Below are 15980 nucleotides of genomic sequence, written 5' to 3' on the forward strand. Positions count from 1 at the left end.
TGTTGAACCCTACGCCTACCTGCGCGAAACCCTGACCGCCATCGCGGGCAGCCATCCCGCGCCGCGCATCGACGACCTCATGCCCCGGGCCTTCCAAAAACTGTCAAGCTGAAAGCCAGACGGAGGTCTCGCACCGCTTAGGCAACACCGTTGCAAAACTGTCGTGAACAGAGCCCGGACCGGCCCCAGCGCCGCCACCAAGGCCGCCGCACGATCGGGGCTGCAATTCGGCGTCACATGCAAAACTGCGCCGCAGATCTCGATCTTGATCACCCCCGTATCTGCCGACGCGGCGGCCGTGGCAGCAACCGATCGCTCGATCATCAGCGGCACGAATGCCGGGGCCGCCTTGATCGGCACCACCAGCTCCCCTTTACGCACCTGACCGCGCCTTTTCGAAAGTTGCCGGGCAATCAGCCCATACTTCGCCGCAACATCGCAGACCCGCGCGCCGGACTGAAAACTCTCAGCCACAATCCGCGCCTTGATGTCATCCGGCCAGCGCCGACGTCCGGCCGGGCCATCATGGACCTCGATCCGCGCACCTCCATCCGGTGCTAATTTTGGTGCCCCATGCCCAGCCTCCCGCAAACTCAGTTGCAAAACGGCATGCCCGAAATCACATCAAATCGAAACCACGGGGCTGGCACACCGCTTACCCCATTCACGCATAGTGCGCGCCTGCAGTCGCATGATGATATGTAGACGCACCCGCTATGGCGCAGGTCCCCCAATTAAGGCGTTCCGCAGCATCGATCTGCGCGGGGCCGGTCCGGCGCCGAAGGTGTAATTATGGGGTTTCGATACTTTGAAAAATGGTGGTCCCGACGCGATTCGAACGCGTGACCCCTTGCTTCGGAGGCAAGTACTCTATCCAGCTGAGCTACGGAACCATCTATCTTCATTGCGTTTCTGGTTAAAACCAGAGGCTGTTACGCGGCTTCTATAACGGCAAGCGGCGAGCGCTGCAATGGGTTGAAAGCCCAATCCTGAAAATCAATATCAGGCGGCCCGCCGGGCAAAGCGCCTAGCCCAGCAGTTCACGGCAAAGTTCCAGCGCCGAAACCAACGCATCCACCTCGGCGCGGGTATTATAAAGCCCGAACGAGGCGCGCGCCGTCGCGGAAACGCCAAGATGCTGCATAAGGGGCATTGCGCAATGCGTGCCAGCGCGGACCGCGACCCCCCGTTTGTCGAGAATGGTCGAAATGTCATGCGCATGCGCTGCGCCCTGTAACGTCATGGAAAATATGGCCCCCTTCCCCGGCGCGTTACCCTGGACATTCAGCCAATTCAGATCTTTGAACCGCGCTTGGGCATAGTCGCGCAGATCTGCCTCATGTGCGGCAATGTTGTCCATGCCAAGACCCATCATGTAGTTCAGCGCGACCCCCAGACCGATCTGCTGCACAATACCTGGCGTGCCCGCCTCAAAGCGCATCGGTGGGGCCGCATAGCTTACGGCATCGCGGGTGACTTCATGGATCATATCGCCGCCACCGATGAAGGGGCGCATTTCCTCCATCCTATCGTGACGGATGAAGATCGCCCCAGAACCACTTGGCCCATATAACTTATGTCCGGTAATAGCATAGAAGTCGCAGCCCAATTCCGCGACATCCACCGGAAGATGAACTGCGGCCTGACTGCCATCCACCAAAACCGGAACGCCCAACGCCCGCGCGCCTTTACAGATCGCCCCCACATCAACCAAGGTTCCCAGCACGTTCGACATATGGGTAATTGCCACCAGCCGCGTACGCGGCCCGATCGCGGCCAACACTGCCGCAGCCGAGAGCGACCCATCGGCCTCTGGTTCCACCCATTTAAGCACTATCCCCTGCCGCTCGCGCAAAAAATGCCACGGCACGATATTGGCATGATGCTCCATCACGCTCAGGACAATCTCGTCACCCGGCTGCATCCGGGGGGCGGCCCAGCTGTAAGACACCAGATTGATGCCCATCGTCGCCCCGGCGGTAAACACGATTTCATCTTCGGAAGGCGCGTTCAAAAACCGTGCAACCGTGCTGCGGACGGATTCATATTTTTCGGTAGCAAGATTTGAAAGGTAGTGTAACCCACGGTGAACATTGGCATATTCTTCTGCATAACCCTGCGTTATCGCGTCGATCACCACTTGTGGTTTTTGTGCAGACGCGCCGTTATCAAGATAAACCAGCGGTTTGCCATTGACCTGCCGATGCAGGATCGGAAATTCGGCGCGAATTCTTTCAACGTCATACATGGATCATATCCCCGTCGTGGGCACGAGGCCCAGCATGCTCATCACAATTCCCGCAACCAAAGCACCCCCCAATAGCGTCGCAAGAACGCCAAGCAACACCGCGAAAACATTCGAAAAACCGTGTAGCTCGGCAGTAAAGCGCACGACCAGCCAAAACACCAACCCAAAGGCGACCAGCCCCAGCAGCTGGGCGACCAACGGAAAAACCAACATCATCACCACCTGAAGGATCTGCACGCAAAGGGTGACGAACTCCATCCAGACGGTCAACAAAAGCGCATCGGCAAAGGTACCGCTTCCGCCAAAACGCTGACCAACAAACGCCATCGCACCAGCAGTGAACAATACCCCCACGGATTGCGAAACCACCATCTTCAACGGCGAAGATGTCAGCCAATCCCAAGGGGTTGCAACGTGAACCGGAAACAGGATATTGGCCAGATAGGCCAGAACCGCAGAGGTGGAAACCACCGCGCCGGCCGCGATCCAGCGCGCCTCCATCGGCGGATTAAGGGCAAGAAGCCGGGGCACACCGGTACGCGGCGACAAGACCGTTTCACGCATCAGATCCAGCAAATGGCTTAGCCGCAGGTCCATACTCACCCCTCAAATTCCGCGACGCGCAAACCCGCGCCCCAGATCAACAAAAACCCCAGGCCAACGGCCGCCCCTACCAACGATAGCGCAGCGCCCGACCCGACGAAACCCGCGACCAACCCATGCAGCAGCATCCACGGGGACACCGCCAAGAGCGCCCAGAACAGCGCAATGCGCGCGCTGGAATGGCTGCCCCTGCCCCCGAAAACCCTTATCACAACGTGGCTTAGCCCCGCTATCGTATAAGCCAGAACCGGCAACAGAAAAACCGCCCCCATCAGCGCCCCTGATAAACGCGCCTCCAACGGGATCGTCGGGTCAAGATAGGCAGCGCGGGCGTGCATTGGCCACTGCGCTACAAAAAGCACCACACAAGCCCCTAACAGCGTGGCCAACGCCCGGTCCTCTCGGGGCCCCTGCGCCAGGATCGCGCGCATCACAACGCGTGGCCTGGCCCAGGTTGTCACGATCTTCGGGACAACGCCCATTTGACGCATCGCTTACCTCTTGTGCCGGGCCATCCACGCCTCAAGCCGGGCTATGATCTCAGCCTGAAGCGCCTCGTCTTCGATTTCGGCAATCGCATCGGCCAGGAAGGACAACACCAAAAGCGCCGTGGCCTCATCAACGGAAACGCCACGCGAGCGCAGGTAGAAAAGTGCCCGCTCGTCGATCGCGCCCGTGGTTGATCCGTGGCTGCATTTCACATCATCGGCATAGATTTCCAGTTCGGGCTTTGCCAGAAACTGGCTGTCATCATCCAACAGCAACGCTTGGCTGATCTGATAGCCATCCGTCTTTTGTGCGCCGGGTTTGACCAGGATCTTACCCTGAAAAACCCCGACAGCGCCGTGTTTCAGAACCTTCTTGAAGACCTGACGGCTTTCGCAACGCAGGCCCTGATGGGTCATGAATACCGTATCGTCATGGTGGAACGGATCAATCGCCGCATCGCCCAACGCCGCACCCGCAACATGCGCGACCGCATCATCACCCGGAATGTCGATCACAACCTCATTGCGCGTCAACGCGCCGTTGGCTGTCAGCGTGAACGATTTGAACAGCGCGTCCGTGGCCACCTTGGCAAAGACATGCGTGACCGCGCGGCGTTCATGGTCACGCCCTTGCACGCGGATATGATGGAACCGGCCGCCCTCGGCCACGTCCACCTCAAGCAGGTTGTTGAACCGTGCGCCCGCCGGCCCACTTTCCAGCAATGTCATGTCAGCCCCTGCCTCAATCTTGATGCAGTGGTGCAATGTCACATCAGAAGTATCTGATATATGGTCATAAATCAGATGCACGGGTTTAGAGGCTTTACCAGTAACGCGGATCAGCACACCATCTTGCGCCGCAGCGGTGTTCAGCGCTGCGAGCGGCCGCGCGACCGGGCTCTGCCCGCTTTCCTCCAGCTTGCCATAAAGGCCCTGCGCCCAGTGGATATCAGCGGCGTCTGCCGTGGCCAGGCGCGTTATCTCGACCCCGGCCAGTGCAAGATCATCCGATTGTGCGGGATCAAACACGCCGTCGACAAAGACCATTTTCAACCGGTCAAACCCGTCAAACAAGGGCGACTCGTCGCCCATATCCTGCACCGCGGCGGCGGTTGGCTCTGCCGCGATCAGCGCCGACGGGTCCGTAAAGCGCCAATACTCATCGCGTTTACCTGGCAATCCCATTGCCTGTAGCCGCCCCAAGGCCGCGGCACGCGCCGCGCGGGAAAACCCACCCTGCGGCAGCGGCAGCGCGGCCAAACGCACCGTCAGCGCGCTTTCTTTCGCCTGCACCAAAGACATTACACCGCCTCCGCCAGAAGATCGGCGTAACCGTTCTGTTCGACCTCAAGCGCCAGTTCCGGGCCACCGGATTTGATGATCCGCCCCTCTGCCATGATATGCACGACATCAGGTGTGATATGGTCCAAAAGGCGTTGATAATGCGTGATAACCAGGAATGAGCGCCCAGCATCGCGCAGCGCGTTCACACCATCGGCCACCAGCTTCATCGCGTCCACGTCCAGCCCGGAATCCGTCTCATCCAGGATGCACATCTTTGGTTCCAACATCGCCATCTGCAAAATCTCGTTGCGCTTCTTTTCGCCGCCCGAGAATCCCACATTGACCGGGCGTTTCAGCATTTCCGCGTCAATTTTCAGCGTTTTGGCCTTTTGACGAACCAGTTTCAAGAATTCACCCGCCGAAAACTCTTCCTCGCCGCGTGCCTTGCGCTGCGCGTTCACGGCGGTGCGCAAAAAGGTCATATTGCCGACACCAGGAATTTCAACCGGATATTGGAAGGCTAAAAACAAACCTGCCGCCGCGCGCTCTTCGGGGGCCATTTCCAAAAGATCAGCCCCCAACAGCGTGGCGGCCCCCTCGGTCACCTCATAGCCATCGCGCCCAGAGAGCACATAGCTCAGCGTTGATTTCCCTGACCCGTTCGGCCCCATGATCGCATGCACTTCGCCCGCGCCGACGGTCAGGTTCACCCCCTTCAGGATCACCTTGTCTTCTTCTTCAAGTTTGACGTGCAGGTTCTTGATTTCCAGCATTTTTCTATCCTATTCCCTTACCCGACCGAGCCTTCGAGGCTGATCGCAACGAGGCTTTGTGCCTCCATGGCAAATTCCATCGGCAGCGCTTGCAGCACCTCGCGGCAGAAGCCGTTGACGACCAGCGCCACCGCCTCTTCTTCATCCATGCCGCGCGCGCGGCAGTAGAACAGCTGATCGTCGTCCACCTTCGAGGTGGTCGCTTCATGCTCAACGCGGCTCGAATTATTCTTGACCTCGATGTAGGGCACGGTATGCGCGCCGCATTGATCCCCGATCAGAAGGCTGTCGCATTGCGTATAATTGCGCGAATTCTTGGCCCGTGGGTGCATGGAAACCAGCCCCCGATAGGTGTTTTGCGCTTTCCCCGCCGAGATCCCCTTGGAAACGATCCGCGAGCGCGTATTCTTGCCCAAGTGGATCATCTTTGTGCCGGTGTCGGCCTGCTGCATGTTGTTGGCAATCGCGATCGAATAGAACTCGCCCGAACTTTCATCACCGCGCAGAATGCACGACGGGTATTTCCAGGTGATCGCCGATCCGGTTTCGACCTGCGTCCACATCACCTTGGCGCGGTCTTCGCGGCAGTCCGCGCGCTTGGTGACGAAGTTGTAGATACCGCCCTTGCCCTCTTCATCGCCCGGGAACCAGTTTTGCACGGTCGAATATTTGACCTCGGCGTCCTCAAGGATGACAATCTCGACCACCGCAGCATGAAGCTGCGCCGTGTCGCGTTTGGGCGCGGTACAGCCCTCCAGATAGCTGACATGACTGCCTTTATCGGCAATGATCAGCGTGCGTTCAAACTGGCCGGTATTTTCCGCGTTGATCCGGAAATAGGTCGACAATTCCATCGGGCAGCGCGTGTTTGGCGGGATGTAGACAAAAGAGCCGGCCGTAAACACTGCCGAATTCAAGGTTGCAAAGTAGTTGTCCGACTGCGGCACCACCGAGCCCAGATATTTCTTAACCAGATCGGGATATTTGACGATTGCATCGGTGATTGAACAGAAAATCACGCCCGATTTTGCCAGTTCCGCCTGAAATGTCGTGCCCAGGGATACCGAGTCAAAAACCGCGTCCACCGCGACCTTGCGCGCATCCGCGATCACCCCGTCGGCCCCCTCGACCCCGGCCAGGATCATCTGCTCTTGCAGGGGAATGCCCAGTTTTTCATAGGTGGCCAGCAGTTTTGGGTCGACATCGTCAATCGACTTTGGCTTTTCTTGCAAGCTTTTGGGCTTGGCATAATAGTAAAGGTCTTGGTAGTCGATTTCGGGATAGTGCAGCATCGCCCATTTCGGCTCGGTCATCGTAAGCCAGCGATTGAATGCCGATACCCGCCACTCAGTCATCCACTCTGGTTCGCCGTTTTTCGCAGAAATCAGCCGCACGATATCTTCGTTCAGGCCTTTGGGCGCGAATTCGGTTTCAACATCGGTTTCCCAGCCGTATTTGTAGCTGCCCATGTTCTGGACCGCTTCGACCGTTTCCCTGTCGACACCTTCCCGAACTTCCAGTTCATTTTCCATGGTCGTCATTTCGTTCTTCCCAATCTACGCGGGTCAAGCCGCGCGTTCACGGTGCCGTTTCAAGGCGGCCCCCAAAGCGTCGGCAAAGCGCAATACGTCATCACGCCCGACCCCTGGCCCGATCGACACCCGAAGTGCCGCACCCGCCCTTGCCTCATCATATCCCATCGCCCGCAGCACGCGGCTGGATCGCACCTTGCCCGAAGAACAGGCTGATCCGGCCGAAACGGCAAACCCTGCCAGGTCCATCCGCATTACTTGCGTCTCGCCTTTCCAGCCCGGCGTCAGGATACACAAGGTATTGGGCAAGCGCGTAGCGCCGTGTCCCGATGTCGCCCCACTTTCATTCTCAGTCTCCCAACCTGGGAAGATAACACCTTCGGCCGAAGCTTCCAGAGTTAATTTTAGAATGTTTCTAATTTCTGCAACTTCTTCCCAAACCCCTGCGGCCAGATCGCGGGCGGCAGCCTCGGCCGCGGCCCCAAAACCTGCGATGCCGATCAGGTTTTCAGTGCCGGCGCGGCGCCCCATTTCCTGACCGCCGCCCCGGATCTGTGCTGGAATTTCCGTGCCGCGGCGCACAACCAGCGCGCCCACCCCCTTTGGTCCGCCCAGCTTATGGGCAGAGACCATGGCAGTGTGGATGCCCAACCAGTTGAACGCGAAGGGAACCTTGCCAAAAGCCTGCGTCAGGTCCGACATCCAAAGACCCTCGGGCAATGCCTGCACCACGCCGGTTTCAGAATTGGCCAGTTGCAGCGCCGAGCGTCCCGGTTCGGCCACCGTAACGCGCCCTGCCCCGTCCACCGGCAATTCCGGGCGGCACCACGCCAGCACCGCGTCATGTTCAACCTCGGCGCAAAGCACATCGCGCGCGGTGAGTGCAAGGGCGGCCGCTTCGGTCGCGCCAGAGGTGAAAACGACATCCGCGCCTTCGGCCCCCATGGCTTGTGCAATCTGCGCCCGCGCCCTTTCGATCAGTCCTTTGGCCGCACGCCCCTCGGCATGAACCGATGACGGGTTGCCGACCACTTCCATTGCCGCAATCATCGCGGCCCGCGCTTCGGGGCGCAGCGGTGTCGTCGCGTTCCAATCGAGATAGAGCCTCGCGCTCATCCTTGCCCCCACCGTGCAGAAACGTTCAACCAACGCCGTGCGATTCGTTCTCTTGCGTCTGTGATCCGGCAGGAAAACGCCCGCGCGGGGCTTTTCCCCTGACCAACAGCCTCAAAGGCGCCCAGAACCTTCATTCGTCCACCACCGCAAACAGATGGGGCACAGCCGGGCAGGGTTTAAGCCCATTGTTCACCACGTCAGCCAGGGTCGTCTGATGCAAGAACACATAGACCTGCGCCGACAGGCTTTCCCATAGCCGGTTTGATAGTGACTGAGCACGGCTGCCCGAAATACCACCCGTTGCCCCTGCCCCCACATGCAGCGCACTGACGGTTTCATCGACCGCCTCAAAAACCTCGCTGATGCGGATGTCCGCAAGATCGCGGGCCAAGCGATAACCGCCTCCGGGACCGCGCACCGAAGTTACCAGTTCAGCCCGGCGCAGCCTTACAAAAAGCTGCTCCAGATACGGCAGTGAAATATCCTGCCGTTTGGAAATCGCGGCCAGCGATGTCATATGATCATCCCCCACCGTTGCCAGATCGACCAGTGCCACCATTGCGTAGCGACCCTTGGTTGAAAGCTTCATGCCTAATCCCTTCTCTACCCGCCCCTGCATCATCCTAAGATGTGCAGAACCATAGCAGAGCATTGACGTCGCGCGGAAGGCCGCTTAACTCACTTCCACCCGGCAACCCGGCATCCCGCCGTGGTTGGACCCGTCCTAGGGTGTCTGAGTGAAACCGTCAAGTATGGTATTGCAAGGACCCCCGCGAGATAAAAGCAGGCGAGACCCATGCCCGAAGTGATTTTTCCCGGCCCCGAGGGGCGCCTTGAAGGCCGCTACCACCCGCAGGCCGCGCCCGATGCCCCCATTGCAATCATCTTGCACCCCGATCCGCAATTTGGCGGCACGATGAACAACCGCGTGGTCTATAATCTGCACTACGCCTTCCATAAGCTCGGCTTTACCGTGCTGCGTTTCAACTTTCGCGGTGTGGGGCGCAGCCAGGGCGAATATGATCAGGGCATTGGCGAATTGTCCGATGCCGCCTCGGCGCTGGATTACCTGCAAACGATGAATCCCAACTCCAAGCATTGCTGGGTTGCAGGGTTCAGTTTCGGGGCCTGGATCGGGATGCAGCTTTTGATGCGCCGCCCTGAAATCACCGGCTTCATCTCTGTTGCGCCCCCGGCAAACATGTATGACTTTTCGTTCCTTGCGCCTTGCCCTGCCTCAGGTCTGATCATCAACGGCAGCGCTGACCGTGTCGCGCCGCCAAAAGATACCGCGAACCTGGTCGCCAAACTGCGCGAGCAAAAGGGCATTACCGTAACCCATGAGCAGGTCGAGGGTGCGGATCACTTCTTCAAGGACGAAGACGCCCATATGAAGCCGATGATCGAGACGGTGCAAAGCTATGTCAAACGCCGTCTGACCGAAGGGTCGCGCTGATCCATGGCGCTGATCGACGATCTGGCGGATGCCCTCGCGCGTGACACTCTGGCGCTGATGGAAGAGACCGGCGAGGAACGGTTGTTCATGCAGGTCTCAAAGGCGATCGGAACGCTGTCCCCCACCGTCGAGGAGGCGTTCCTGACCGCGATCAGGATCCGTCAGGCGGAAGCGAGAGGCCGCAAATACCTGGAGCAGGCCGCCGCCAACTTTCGCAAGGCACCGAAATGACCGACCGGCTGGAGGCGCAGTTTGCCTTTCTGATGGAGGCGGACCGGTTGAAGCATGTGTTGCGCGCAACCAGCCTGGTCGATGGATCACGGCGCGAAAACTCGGCAGAGCATAGTTGGCATCTGGCGCTTTACGCCATGATTCTGGCCGATCAGGCGGCCCCGGGTGTTGACATCAACCGGGTCGTCAAAATGCTGATCCTTCACGATCTGGTTGAGATTGACGTGGGCGATGTACCCATCCATTCGGCCAATGGCACGGTCCATGGATCTGCAGAAATCCATGCCGCAGAGTTGCAGGCGGCAGAACGGATATTCGGGCTTCTTCCCAATGACCTGCGCGATGATCTTCGCGCATTGTGGGAAGAGTTCGAGGCGGCTGAAACCGCTGACGCGGTCTTTGCCAAATCGCTGGACCGGGTGCAGCCGGTGATGCATAACGTCGCCTTGGGTGGCGGCACCTGGCCGGCCTTTGATGTCACCGCCGAACAGCTTGAAACCCGCGTCGGCGCAAAGGTTGCGCGCGGCGCCCCCGGCCTTTGGCCCTGGGTGCGCGCCAAAACGCGGGCCTACTTTACCGAGGATTGAATGACACAATACCGGCAAGACCTGACCGACAGCGCGCTCAGCACGCTTTTGAACGAAGAGCCCGTGAAGGTAACTTCACTGGAGGATCTGGCGCATCTGGCCTCACGCCTGCCAGCGCTTGGCGAATGGGTCCATTCAATGGAGGTGAACGAGCATCGCGGCGAAAAGGTGGTCGGCAGGATCGACTTTGCGATCATGGGGCTTGACGGCGAGGACGACTGGGACACCCCGCTTGAGCCGTCGCGGATGCGCGCCTTGCTGGAAGACAAGATCACCCGGATGCGGGCCTCGGGGTTGACGTTCAGCTTTGATCTGTGGATGGGCGAACTGGCTTGAGCGCCTTTTCGGTATACAACCGCATACCGCCCTTCCCAAAGACCCGCCATTACGCTATGACCACCGCAACCGAATCTCAAACCGCATGAGGGCGCAATGTCGAAGATCAAGGTAGCCAACCCCGTTGTCGAACTGGACGGCGATGAAATGACCCGGATCATCTGGGATTTCATCAAGAAAAAATTGATCCTGCCCTATCTGGATCTGGACCTGAAATACTACGACCTGGGCATCGAGGAACGCGACCGGACCAACGACCAGATCACCATCGACAGCGCCGAAGCGATCAAGAAATACGGCGTTGGCGTCAAATGCGCCACAATCACCCCGGATGAAGCACGGGTCGAGGAATTTGGCCTCAAACAGATGTGGAAATCGCCAAACGGCACGATCCGCAACATTCTGGGCGGCGTGATTTTCCGCGAACCGATCATCTGCAAGAACGTGCCGCGGCTGGTGCCGGGCTGGACCCAGCCGATCGTCGTGGGTCGCCACGCCTTTGGCGACCAATACCGCGCCACCGATTTCCGCTTTCCCGGCAAAGGCAAACTGACACTGAAGTTCGTCGGTGAGGATGGCACGGTGATCGAGCGTGACGTCTACGACGCGCCGTCGGCTGGTGTCGTGATGGGTATGTACAACCTTGACGATTCAATCATCGACTTTGCACGCTCGTCCTTGAATTATGGTTTGTTGAAAGGGTGGCCGGTCTATCTGTCGACCAAAAATACCATCCTCAAGGCCTATGACGGGCGTTTCAAGGACCTGTTCCAGAAGGTTTATGAAGAAGAATTCGAAGAGCAATTCAAGAAAGCCGGCATTCATTACGAACACCGTCTGATCGACGATATGGTTGCATCGGCGATGAAATGGTCGGGCGGCTATGTCTGGGCATGCAAGAACTATGACGGCGACGTGCAGTCCGATACCGTCGCGCAGGGCTTTGGCAGCCTTGGCCTGATGACGTCGGTGCTGATGACCCCCGATGGAAAAACGGTCGAGGCAGAAGCCGCCCATGGCACCGTGACCCGCCACTACCGCGAACATCAGAAGGGCAAGGCCACCTCGACCAACTCGATCGCGTCGATCTTTGCCTGGACCGGCGGGTTGAAGCATCGTGCCAAGCTGGATGACAACGCCGCACTTGCCCGTTTTGTCGATACGCTCGAAAAAGTCACCGTGCAGGCAGTTGAGGATGGTCACATGACCAAAGACCTCGCGCTGCTGATCGGACCGGATCAGAAATGGCTGACCACGATGGGTTACCTTGAAAAGGTTGATGAATACCTTGGCAAAGCCCTGAAAGGCTGAGCGTTCCAATACCCACACCCAAAGGGCCGGCGCAACAGCCGGCCCTTTTTGCTTTCCGGGCTCTTGCTGATTTCAGCGTCCGGGCAGGTTATCCTCCAACCTACGCCTGACCGTAATCAGGGATCTGCCCCTTTTCCCGTTGATGGCATTGGCCACACCACTATTGCGCAGCACGCGCGCGCAGTGCGCTTAGAATACCCCTCATAAGCAGCAATGATACCGCAACAATCGCCATGACGCAGGTCGAGAATGCCGCAGCCTGCGCCGTTCTGCCGGAATCATCCAAACGCATGATCGTAACGGCCGCCACACTCAGATCGGGTGTCGTCAGGAAAATCACCGCTGACAAGGTAACCATCGAACGCATGAACAAAAAGAACAGCACCGACACCAGCATTGGCATCATGAAGGGGGCTATGACGTTGCGCGCAATGCGTGCCCTGCCCGCCCCAAGGCTTGTTGCGGCTTCCTCCAACGCCTCGGGAAACTGCTGAAAGCCAGTCTGGATCGTCAAAAACGCCTGAGTGTGGTAGTGGTAAAAATTCACGACAATGATCAACGTGGCGGTGCCGTAAAGCAGATAAAGCGGCGTCGCGGGTGAGTTGAACGTCAGAATATAGGCAAGACCCAGCACCATACCCGGCACTGCGGCAGGCATGGCGGCCAGCACCTGCAAGGGCCGCGCGATCATCGCCGGGGCCCGGCGCAGGCCGATGCCAAGCGCAAATACGCCAACCGTTCCGAATACCGCAGCAAATACCGATACATAGATCGTGATCCACAACGATGAATATCCCCCCGCCAGCGTGATCGTGTAGTTTTTCAACGTCAGCGTGAAATTATAGGGCCAAAGCTTTACAAAGCTGGCATAGACCACCGTAAAAATCACCGCAGCAGAGGCCGCCGAGATCAAAAAGCAAAGCACCCCAACCGGAATGTCGCGTATCGCCAGAAAAACCGGTCTGAAGGGTTGGATATCCGTGCTTTTGCCACCGCGCATGCGCCGCGATGCCTGACGTTCGATATAGTAGGACAGAACCGTTGGCAGCAGCAGGATGATGCCGATCACCGCCCCCATATTGAAATTACGCCGCCCCACAACCTGACGATAAATCTCGGTAGCCAGAACCGAGTAATCGCCACCGATCACGGCAGCGTTACCAAAATCGGTAATCGTTATGGTAAACACCACGAATGTCGCGCTGAGAATGCCGAATTTGGCGGCCGGCAGGGTCAGGTCGCGAAACTGCCGAAGAGGGCGCGTGCCCATGACCTCGGCCGCCTCATAGATACGCGCATCCAAAAGCATCAGGGCCGCGCCGATAATCATCACCGCCTGCGGCAGCGCGTAGAACGTATTGGCGATCAAAAGCCCCCAAAAGCCATAAATCTCAATCTCGATACCCAGCATACGGCTGATGATGCCGTTGCGGCCCAAAAGGAAAATCAACCCCAGCCCCTGCACCAGGGAGGGCGCCAGCAGCGGCAATAAAATTGCGCTGCGGATCAGCCATTTGCCCGGCAGGCTGCAACGGTAAAGCCCCATTGCAACGATAAAGCCGCCCGCAACCGAAATCACCGTAGTGGCTGCCGTCATAAGAAGCGAATGAGAGGTGGCGCGCCAAAACCCGCGTGTAGCCAGAACTTCGGCATAGTTGCCAAACCCATAACTACCGTCGCCCTGGGTGATCGAGCGAAGGAACACGATAACCATCGGATAGGCGAAAAACAGCAAAAGCCCAAGAAACGGCAAAATGACACAGGCCGCAATGAACAGCCTGTCGGCATCAAATGCGCGGCGGCGCGGCAAAGTGGGGTCCGTGGCCGCAGACGTCATTTCACAGGCCCGTCGCTGTCATCGGCAACCCAGGAGCAATCCTCGGGGCGGATCGTCAGGCGCACTGCCTGCCCCTTTTCCATTGCAACACGCCCCGACACTTCGGCCACCAGCGGGCCTGCGGGACTATCAAGCCCGATGCGGCGCAGATTGCCCAGAAACTCGATTTCCCTGATCCGCGATGTGCCCGATGTATCGGGTTGCAGCGCGATTTGCTCTGGCCGGATACAGGCCAGATAGCGGCCCTGGCGCGGTTGCCCCGCAAGAAGCGCGGGCATCAGGTTTTTCAACGCCTCTGGCGCGATCAGATTGCTTATGCCCATAAAAGCAGCCACAAAACTGGTTTTTGGGGATAAATAAAGCTGCTCTGGCGTGCCGGACTGGACGATCGCGCCACCACGCATGCAAATAATCTTGTCAGCCAGCGCCAGCGCCTCTTCCTGATCATGGGTGACCATCAAGGTTGGAATGCCCAGCGATTTTTGCAACGCGTGGATCTCGGTGCGCAATTCCACCCTTACCTTGGCATCCAGCGCCGAAAGCGGCTCATCCAGCAACAGCAAGCGCGGGTCGACCGCGATAGCGCGTGCCAGTGCTACGCGCTGTTGTTGGCCGCCAGACAGTTGGCCCGGATAGCTATCAGCCAGTTGCGGCAGTTTGATAAGCTCAAGCAGGTCAGACACACGGGCGCGTATGTCAGCCCTGCCCTTGCCACGAATTTTCAGCCCATACCCCACATTCTGCGCAACAGTCATGTCTGGAAACAGCGAATAGGACTGAAAAACAATGCCAAACCCGCGCTTGCGGGCAGGCACCGCTGAAAGGTCGGCCCCTTCAAGCAGGATCTTGCCAGAGTTGAAATCCGTCAGCCCCGCAATCAGCCGCAGCAACGTCGTCTTGCCGCAGCCGCTAGGGCCCAGCAGGCAAACAAACTGGCCCGCGTCGATAGACATGGATACCCCATCAAGGGCAGTGAACGCGCCATACTTCTTGGTCGCGTCGCGAACGTCGAGATACATTGGAACCCCGTGATGTTGGTCAGAAAACGGCACCCGACCCTTTGGCCGGGTGCGTGCGATCAGGCGGCGTGTCAGCGCCCGAACTTTTCCTTCCAGGTGTCAAGGATCTCGCTTTGATGCGCGGCCGACTCTGCAAAGTCCTGCTTGGCAAGGATCGTGCCCAGATCACGCGGAACCCCGGCTGCAATGGTGCTTTCGGCAGGTTCCACGCCCGGAATGGTGATCAGGATCTTGAACTGGCTGTAATGGCTGGCTGCATCTGCTGTCAGCAGCCAATCCATAAAGCGCTTGACGTCTTCCTTGTTGTCAGAGGCCTTCATCAGGCCGGCTGCCTCCAGTTCATAGCCGGTGCCCTCTTGCGGGAACACCACGGCCAGCGGGTAACCGGCCTCGATGGACTGGATCCCGGTGATCGCCAGTGAAATGCCAACGGTATATTCACCAGCCCGCGCCGATTTGCACGGTTTTGAGCCAGACGAGGTATATTGTGCGATATTCTTGTCAACGCGCTCAAGCTGTGCCCACCCCTCCTCATCGCCCAAGGTTTGCAAAAGCGAAATGACATGCAGATACCCCGTGCCCGACGATGTGGGATCGGGCATCAATATTTCATCCTTGAAGGCGGGGTTTTCCAGATCCTTCCAGCTTTTCGGCATCGGAAGACCCTTGGCTGCCAGCCGTTCGGTATTCACGCAAAAGGTGCCCATATAACCGGTGGGTGCAAACCAACGGTTCTCTGGGTCGCGGTAGCGGGCATCCAGAACTTCGCCGCCTTTCACCACATAGGGTTCAAGTTGGTCGATGATCTGCGGGTCCATCGTCGCAGTGATCGCCTGCCCCCAGAGCATGTCAGCCTGCGGGTTGGCCGCCTCGGCAATCAGGCGCGCGGCCAGCGTGCCGGTGGAAAGGCGCAACACATTGATCTTCAGATCTGGTAGCGCCTGTTCAGCGGCGGCGACATAATCGGCAATCTCGTCTTCCTCATAGGCGGTGTAGACGGTGATTTCACCCGCCAGCGAAGGCAATGCCACCGCAAGTGCGGCTAGCGACAGCGCGGTCGTTTTCATGAAATTGGTCAAGATTTCCTCCCTTTTGGTTCTGCACGTCAAACCGTTTGACCCGCAGCAGTTTTTAGATTTTTCTTCGGCCAGAATGCGTA

18 protein-coding genes, 1 tRNA gene and 1 pseudogene are annotated in these 15980 nt (G+C 58.5%); 7 read left to right on the forward strand and 13 right to left on the reverse strand.

Annotated features, from left to right (window positions below):
- Both ACM62R_RS12350 and ACM62R_RS12355 read left to right on the forward strand, forming a co-directional pair.
- The coding region (locus ACM62R_RS12350) for a transposase domain-containing protein (protein ID WP_415184380.1) at positions 1-112 on the forward strand (112 nt) is incomplete at its 5' end.
- A gap of 51 nt (positions 113-163) precedes the next feature.
- Positions 164-385: a hypothetical protein gene (locus ACM62R_RS12355; RefSeq protein WP_415184383.1), complete on the forward strand. Its 222-nt coding sequence runs from the start codon at positions 164-166 to the stop codon at positions 383-385.
- A gap of 8 nt (positions 386-393) precedes the next feature.
- Here ACM62R_RS12355 and ACM62R_RS12360 read toward each other — a convergent pair.
- The 10 genes and pseudogenes from ACM62R_RS12360 to ACM62R_RS12405 all read right to left on the reverse strand — a co-directional run.
- Positions 394-474 (reverse strand): annotated as a pseudogene (locus ACM62R_RS12360) (hypothetical protein); the annotation flags it as partial.
- Between the two features lie 342 nt (positions 475-816).
- Positions 817-893, reverse strand: a tRNA-Arg gene (locus ACM62R_RS12365).
- A 134-nt stretch (positions 894-1027) separates the two neighbouring features.
- Positions 1028-2248, reverse strand: coding sequence for a cysteine desulfurase (locus ACM62R_RS12370; protein WP_415184355.1), 1221 nt, complete (start codon positions 2246-2248; stop codon positions 1028-1030).
- Positions 2249-2251: 3 nt separating this feature from the next.
- Positions 2252-2845 (reverse strand): YIP1 family protein, encoded by a 594-nt coding sequence (locus ACM62R_RS12375; protein ID WP_415184356.1) that lies wholly within the window; start codon positions 2843-2845, stop codon positions 2252-2254.
- 2 nt (positions 2846-2847) lie between these two features.
- Complete coding sequence (locus tag ACM62R_RS12380) at positions 2848-3342, reverse strand: YIP1 family protein (RefSeq protein WP_415184357.1); 495 nt, start codon at positions 3340-3342, stop codon at positions 2848-2850.
- 3 nt (positions 3343-3345) lie between these two features.
- Complete coding sequence (locus ACM62R_RS12385) at positions 3346-4641, reverse strand: SufB/SufD family protein (protein WP_415184358.1); 1296 nt, start codon at positions 4639-4641, stop codon at positions 3346-3348.
- Positions 4641-5396, reverse strand: a complete 756-nt coding sequence (sufC, locus tag ACM62R_RS12390) for a Fe-S cluster assembly ATPase SufC (RefSeq protein WP_415184359.1) — start codon at positions 5394-5396, stop codon at positions 4641-4643. Before sufC ends, ACM62R_RS12385 begins: the two co-directional genes overlap by 1 nt.
- Before the next feature lie 17 nt (positions 5397-5413).
- The gene (gene sufB, locus ACM62R_RS12395) at positions 5414-6928 is read right to left on the reverse strand and encodes a Fe-S cluster assembly protein SufB (protein WP_415184381.1); all 1515 of its coding nucleotides are present in this window, start codon (positions 6926-6928) and stop codon (positions 5414-5416) included.
- A 33-nt stretch (positions 6929-6961) separates the two neighbouring features.
- A complete protein-coding gene (locus tag ACM62R_RS12400) occupies positions 6962-8044 on the reverse strand; it encodes a cysteine desulfurase family protein (RefSeq protein ID WP_415184360.1) in 1083 nt (360 codons plus the stop codon).
- A 130-nt stretch (positions 8045-8174) separates the two neighbouring features.
- Entirely contained in the window at positions 8175-8633 is a 459-nt protein-coding gene (locus ACM62R_RS12405; RefSeq protein WP_415184361.1) for an Rrf2 family transcriptional regulator, read from the reverse strand.
- 207 nt (positions 8634-8840) lie between these two features.
- On the opposite strand from ACM62R_RS12405, the gene ACM62R_RS12410 reads away from it, so the two are divergent.
- The 5 genes from ACM62R_RS12410 to ACM62R_RS12430 all read left to right on the forward strand — a co-directional run bounded on the left by ACM62R_RS12410 (position 8841) and on the right by ACM62R_RS12430 (position 11965).
- Entirely contained in the window at positions 8841-9500 is a 660-nt protein-coding gene (locus ACM62R_RS12410) for an alpha/beta hydrolase (RefSeq protein WP_415184362.1), read from the forward strand.
- A 3-nt stretch (positions 9501-9503) separates the two neighbouring features.
- The gene (locus tag ACM62R_RS12415; RefSeq protein WP_415184363.1) at positions 9504-9731 is read left to right on the forward strand and encodes a hypothetical protein; all 228 of its coding nucleotides are present in this window, start codon (positions 9504-9506) and stop codon (positions 9729-9731) included.
- Entirely contained in the window at positions 9728-10318 is a 591-nt protein-coding gene (locus tag ACM62R_RS12420; RefSeq protein WP_415184364.1) for an HD domain-containing protein, read from the forward strand. The genes ACM62R_RS12415 and ACM62R_RS12420 overlap by 4 nt, the downstream gene beginning before the upstream one ends.
- A complete protein-coding gene (locus tag ACM62R_RS12425; RefSeq protein ID WP_415184365.1) occupies positions 10319-10654 on the forward strand; it encodes a hypothetical protein in 336 nt (111 codons plus the stop codon).
- A 96-nt stretch (positions 10655-10750) separates the two neighbouring features.
- Positions 10751-11965 carry an NADP-dependent isocitrate dehydrogenase gene (locus ACM62R_RS12430; protein WP_415184366.1) on the forward strand — a complete coding sequence of 405 codons (1215 nt, stop codon included), beginning with the start codon at positions 10751-10753 and terminating at the stop codon, positions 11963-11965.
- A 160-nt stretch (positions 11966-12125) separates the two neighbouring features.
- On the opposite strand, the gene ACM62R_RS12435 is transcribed toward ACM62R_RS12430, so the two are convergent.
- From ACM62R_RS12435 to ACM62R_RS12445, 3 genes are all read right to left on the reverse strand, one after another.
- Entirely contained in the window at positions 12126-13802 is a 1677-nt protein-coding gene (locus ACM62R_RS12435) for an ABC transporter permease subunit (RefSeq protein WP_415184367.1), read from the reverse strand.
- Positions 13799-14821 (reverse strand): ABC transporter ATP-binding protein, encoded by a 1023-nt coding sequence (locus tag ACM62R_RS12440; RefSeq protein WP_415184368.1) that lies wholly within the window; start codon positions 14819-14821, stop codon positions 13799-13801. Before ACM62R_RS12440 ends, ACM62R_RS12435 begins: the two co-directional genes overlap by 4 nt.
- Positions 14822-14892: 71 nt before the next feature.
- Positions 14893-15888 (reverse strand): ABC transporter substrate-binding protein, encoded by a 996-nt coding sequence (locus tag ACM62R_RS12445; protein WP_415184369.1) that lies wholly within the window; start codon positions 15886-15888, stop codon positions 14893-14895.
- Positions 15889-15980 lie beyond the last annotated feature (92 nt).

The sequence above is a fragment of the Phaeovulum sp. genome, assembly GCF_047638075.1.
In the GTDB taxonomy this organism is placed as follows: Bacteria; Pseudomonadota; Alphaproteobacteria; order Rhodobacterales; family Rhodobacteraceae; genus UBA6197.

Excerpts from the sequence above, each read along its gene's own strand:
- ACM62R_RS12370 (WP_415184355.1), bottom strand. The coding sequence starts at position 2,248 with ATGTATGACGTTGAAAGAATTCGCGCCGAATTTCCGATCCTGCATCGG.
- ACM62R_RS12375 (WP_415184356.1), bottom strand. The coding sequence starts at position 2,845 with ATGGACCTGCGGCTAAGCCATTTGCTGGATCTGATGCGTGAAACGGTC.
- ACM62R_RS12380 (WP_415184357.1), bottom strand. The coding sequence starts at position 3,342 with ATGCGTCAAATGGGCGTTGTCCCGAAGATCGTGACAACCTGGGCCAGG.
- ACM62R_RS12385 (WP_415184358.1), bottom strand. The coding sequence starts at position 4,641 with ATGTCTTTGGTGCAGGCGAAAGAAAGCGCGCTGACGGTGCGTTTGGCC.
- sufC (WP_415184359.1), bottom strand. The coding sequence starts at position 5,396 with ATGCTGGAAATCAAGAACCTGCACGTCAAACTTGAAGAAGAAGACAAG.
- sufB (WP_415184381.1), bottom strand. The coding sequence starts at position 6,928 with ATGGAAAATGAACTGGAAGTTCGGGAAGGTGTCGACAGGGAAACGGTC.
- ACM62R_RS12400 (WP_415184360.1), bottom strand. The coding sequence starts at position 8,044 with ATGAGCGCGAGGCTCTATCTCGATTGGAACGCGACGACACCGCTGCGC.
- ACM62R_RS12405 (WP_415184361.1), bottom strand. The coding sequence starts at position 8,633 with ATGAAGCTTTCAACCAAGGGTCGCTACGCAATGGTGGCACTGGTCGAT.
- ACM62R_RS12410 (WP_415184362.1), top strand. The coding sequence starts at position 8,841 with ATGCCCGAAGTGATTTTTCCCGGCCCCGAGGGGCGCCTTGAAGGCCGC.
- ACM62R_RS12415 (WP_415184363.1), top strand. The coding sequence starts at position 9,504 with ATGGCGCTGATCGACGATCTGGCGGATGCCCTCGCGCGTGACACTCTG.
- ACM62R_RS12420 (WP_415184364.1), top strand. The coding sequence starts at position 9,728 with ATGACCGACCGGCTGGAGGCGCAGTTTGCCTTTCTGATGGAGGCGGAC.
- ACM62R_RS12425 (WP_415184365.1), top strand. The coding sequence starts at position 10,319 with ATGACACAATACCGGCAAGACCTGACCGACAGCGCGCTCAGCACGCTT.
- ACM62R_RS12430 (WP_415184366.1), top strand. The coding sequence starts at position 10,751 with ATGTCGAAGATCAAGGTAGCCAACCCCGTTGTCGAACTGGACGGCGAT.
- ACM62R_RS12435 (WP_415184367.1), bottom strand. The coding sequence starts at position 13,802 with ATGACGTCTGCGGCCACGGACCCCACTTTGCCGCGCCGCCGCGCATTT.
- ACM62R_RS12440 (WP_415184368.1), bottom strand. The coding sequence starts at position 14,821 with ATGTATCTCGACGTTCGCGACGCGACCAAGAAGTATGGCGCGTTCACT.
- ACM62R_RS12445 (WP_415184369.1), bottom strand. The coding sequence starts at position 15,888 with ATGAAAACGACCGCGCTGTCGCTAGCCGCACTTGCGGTGGCATTGCCT.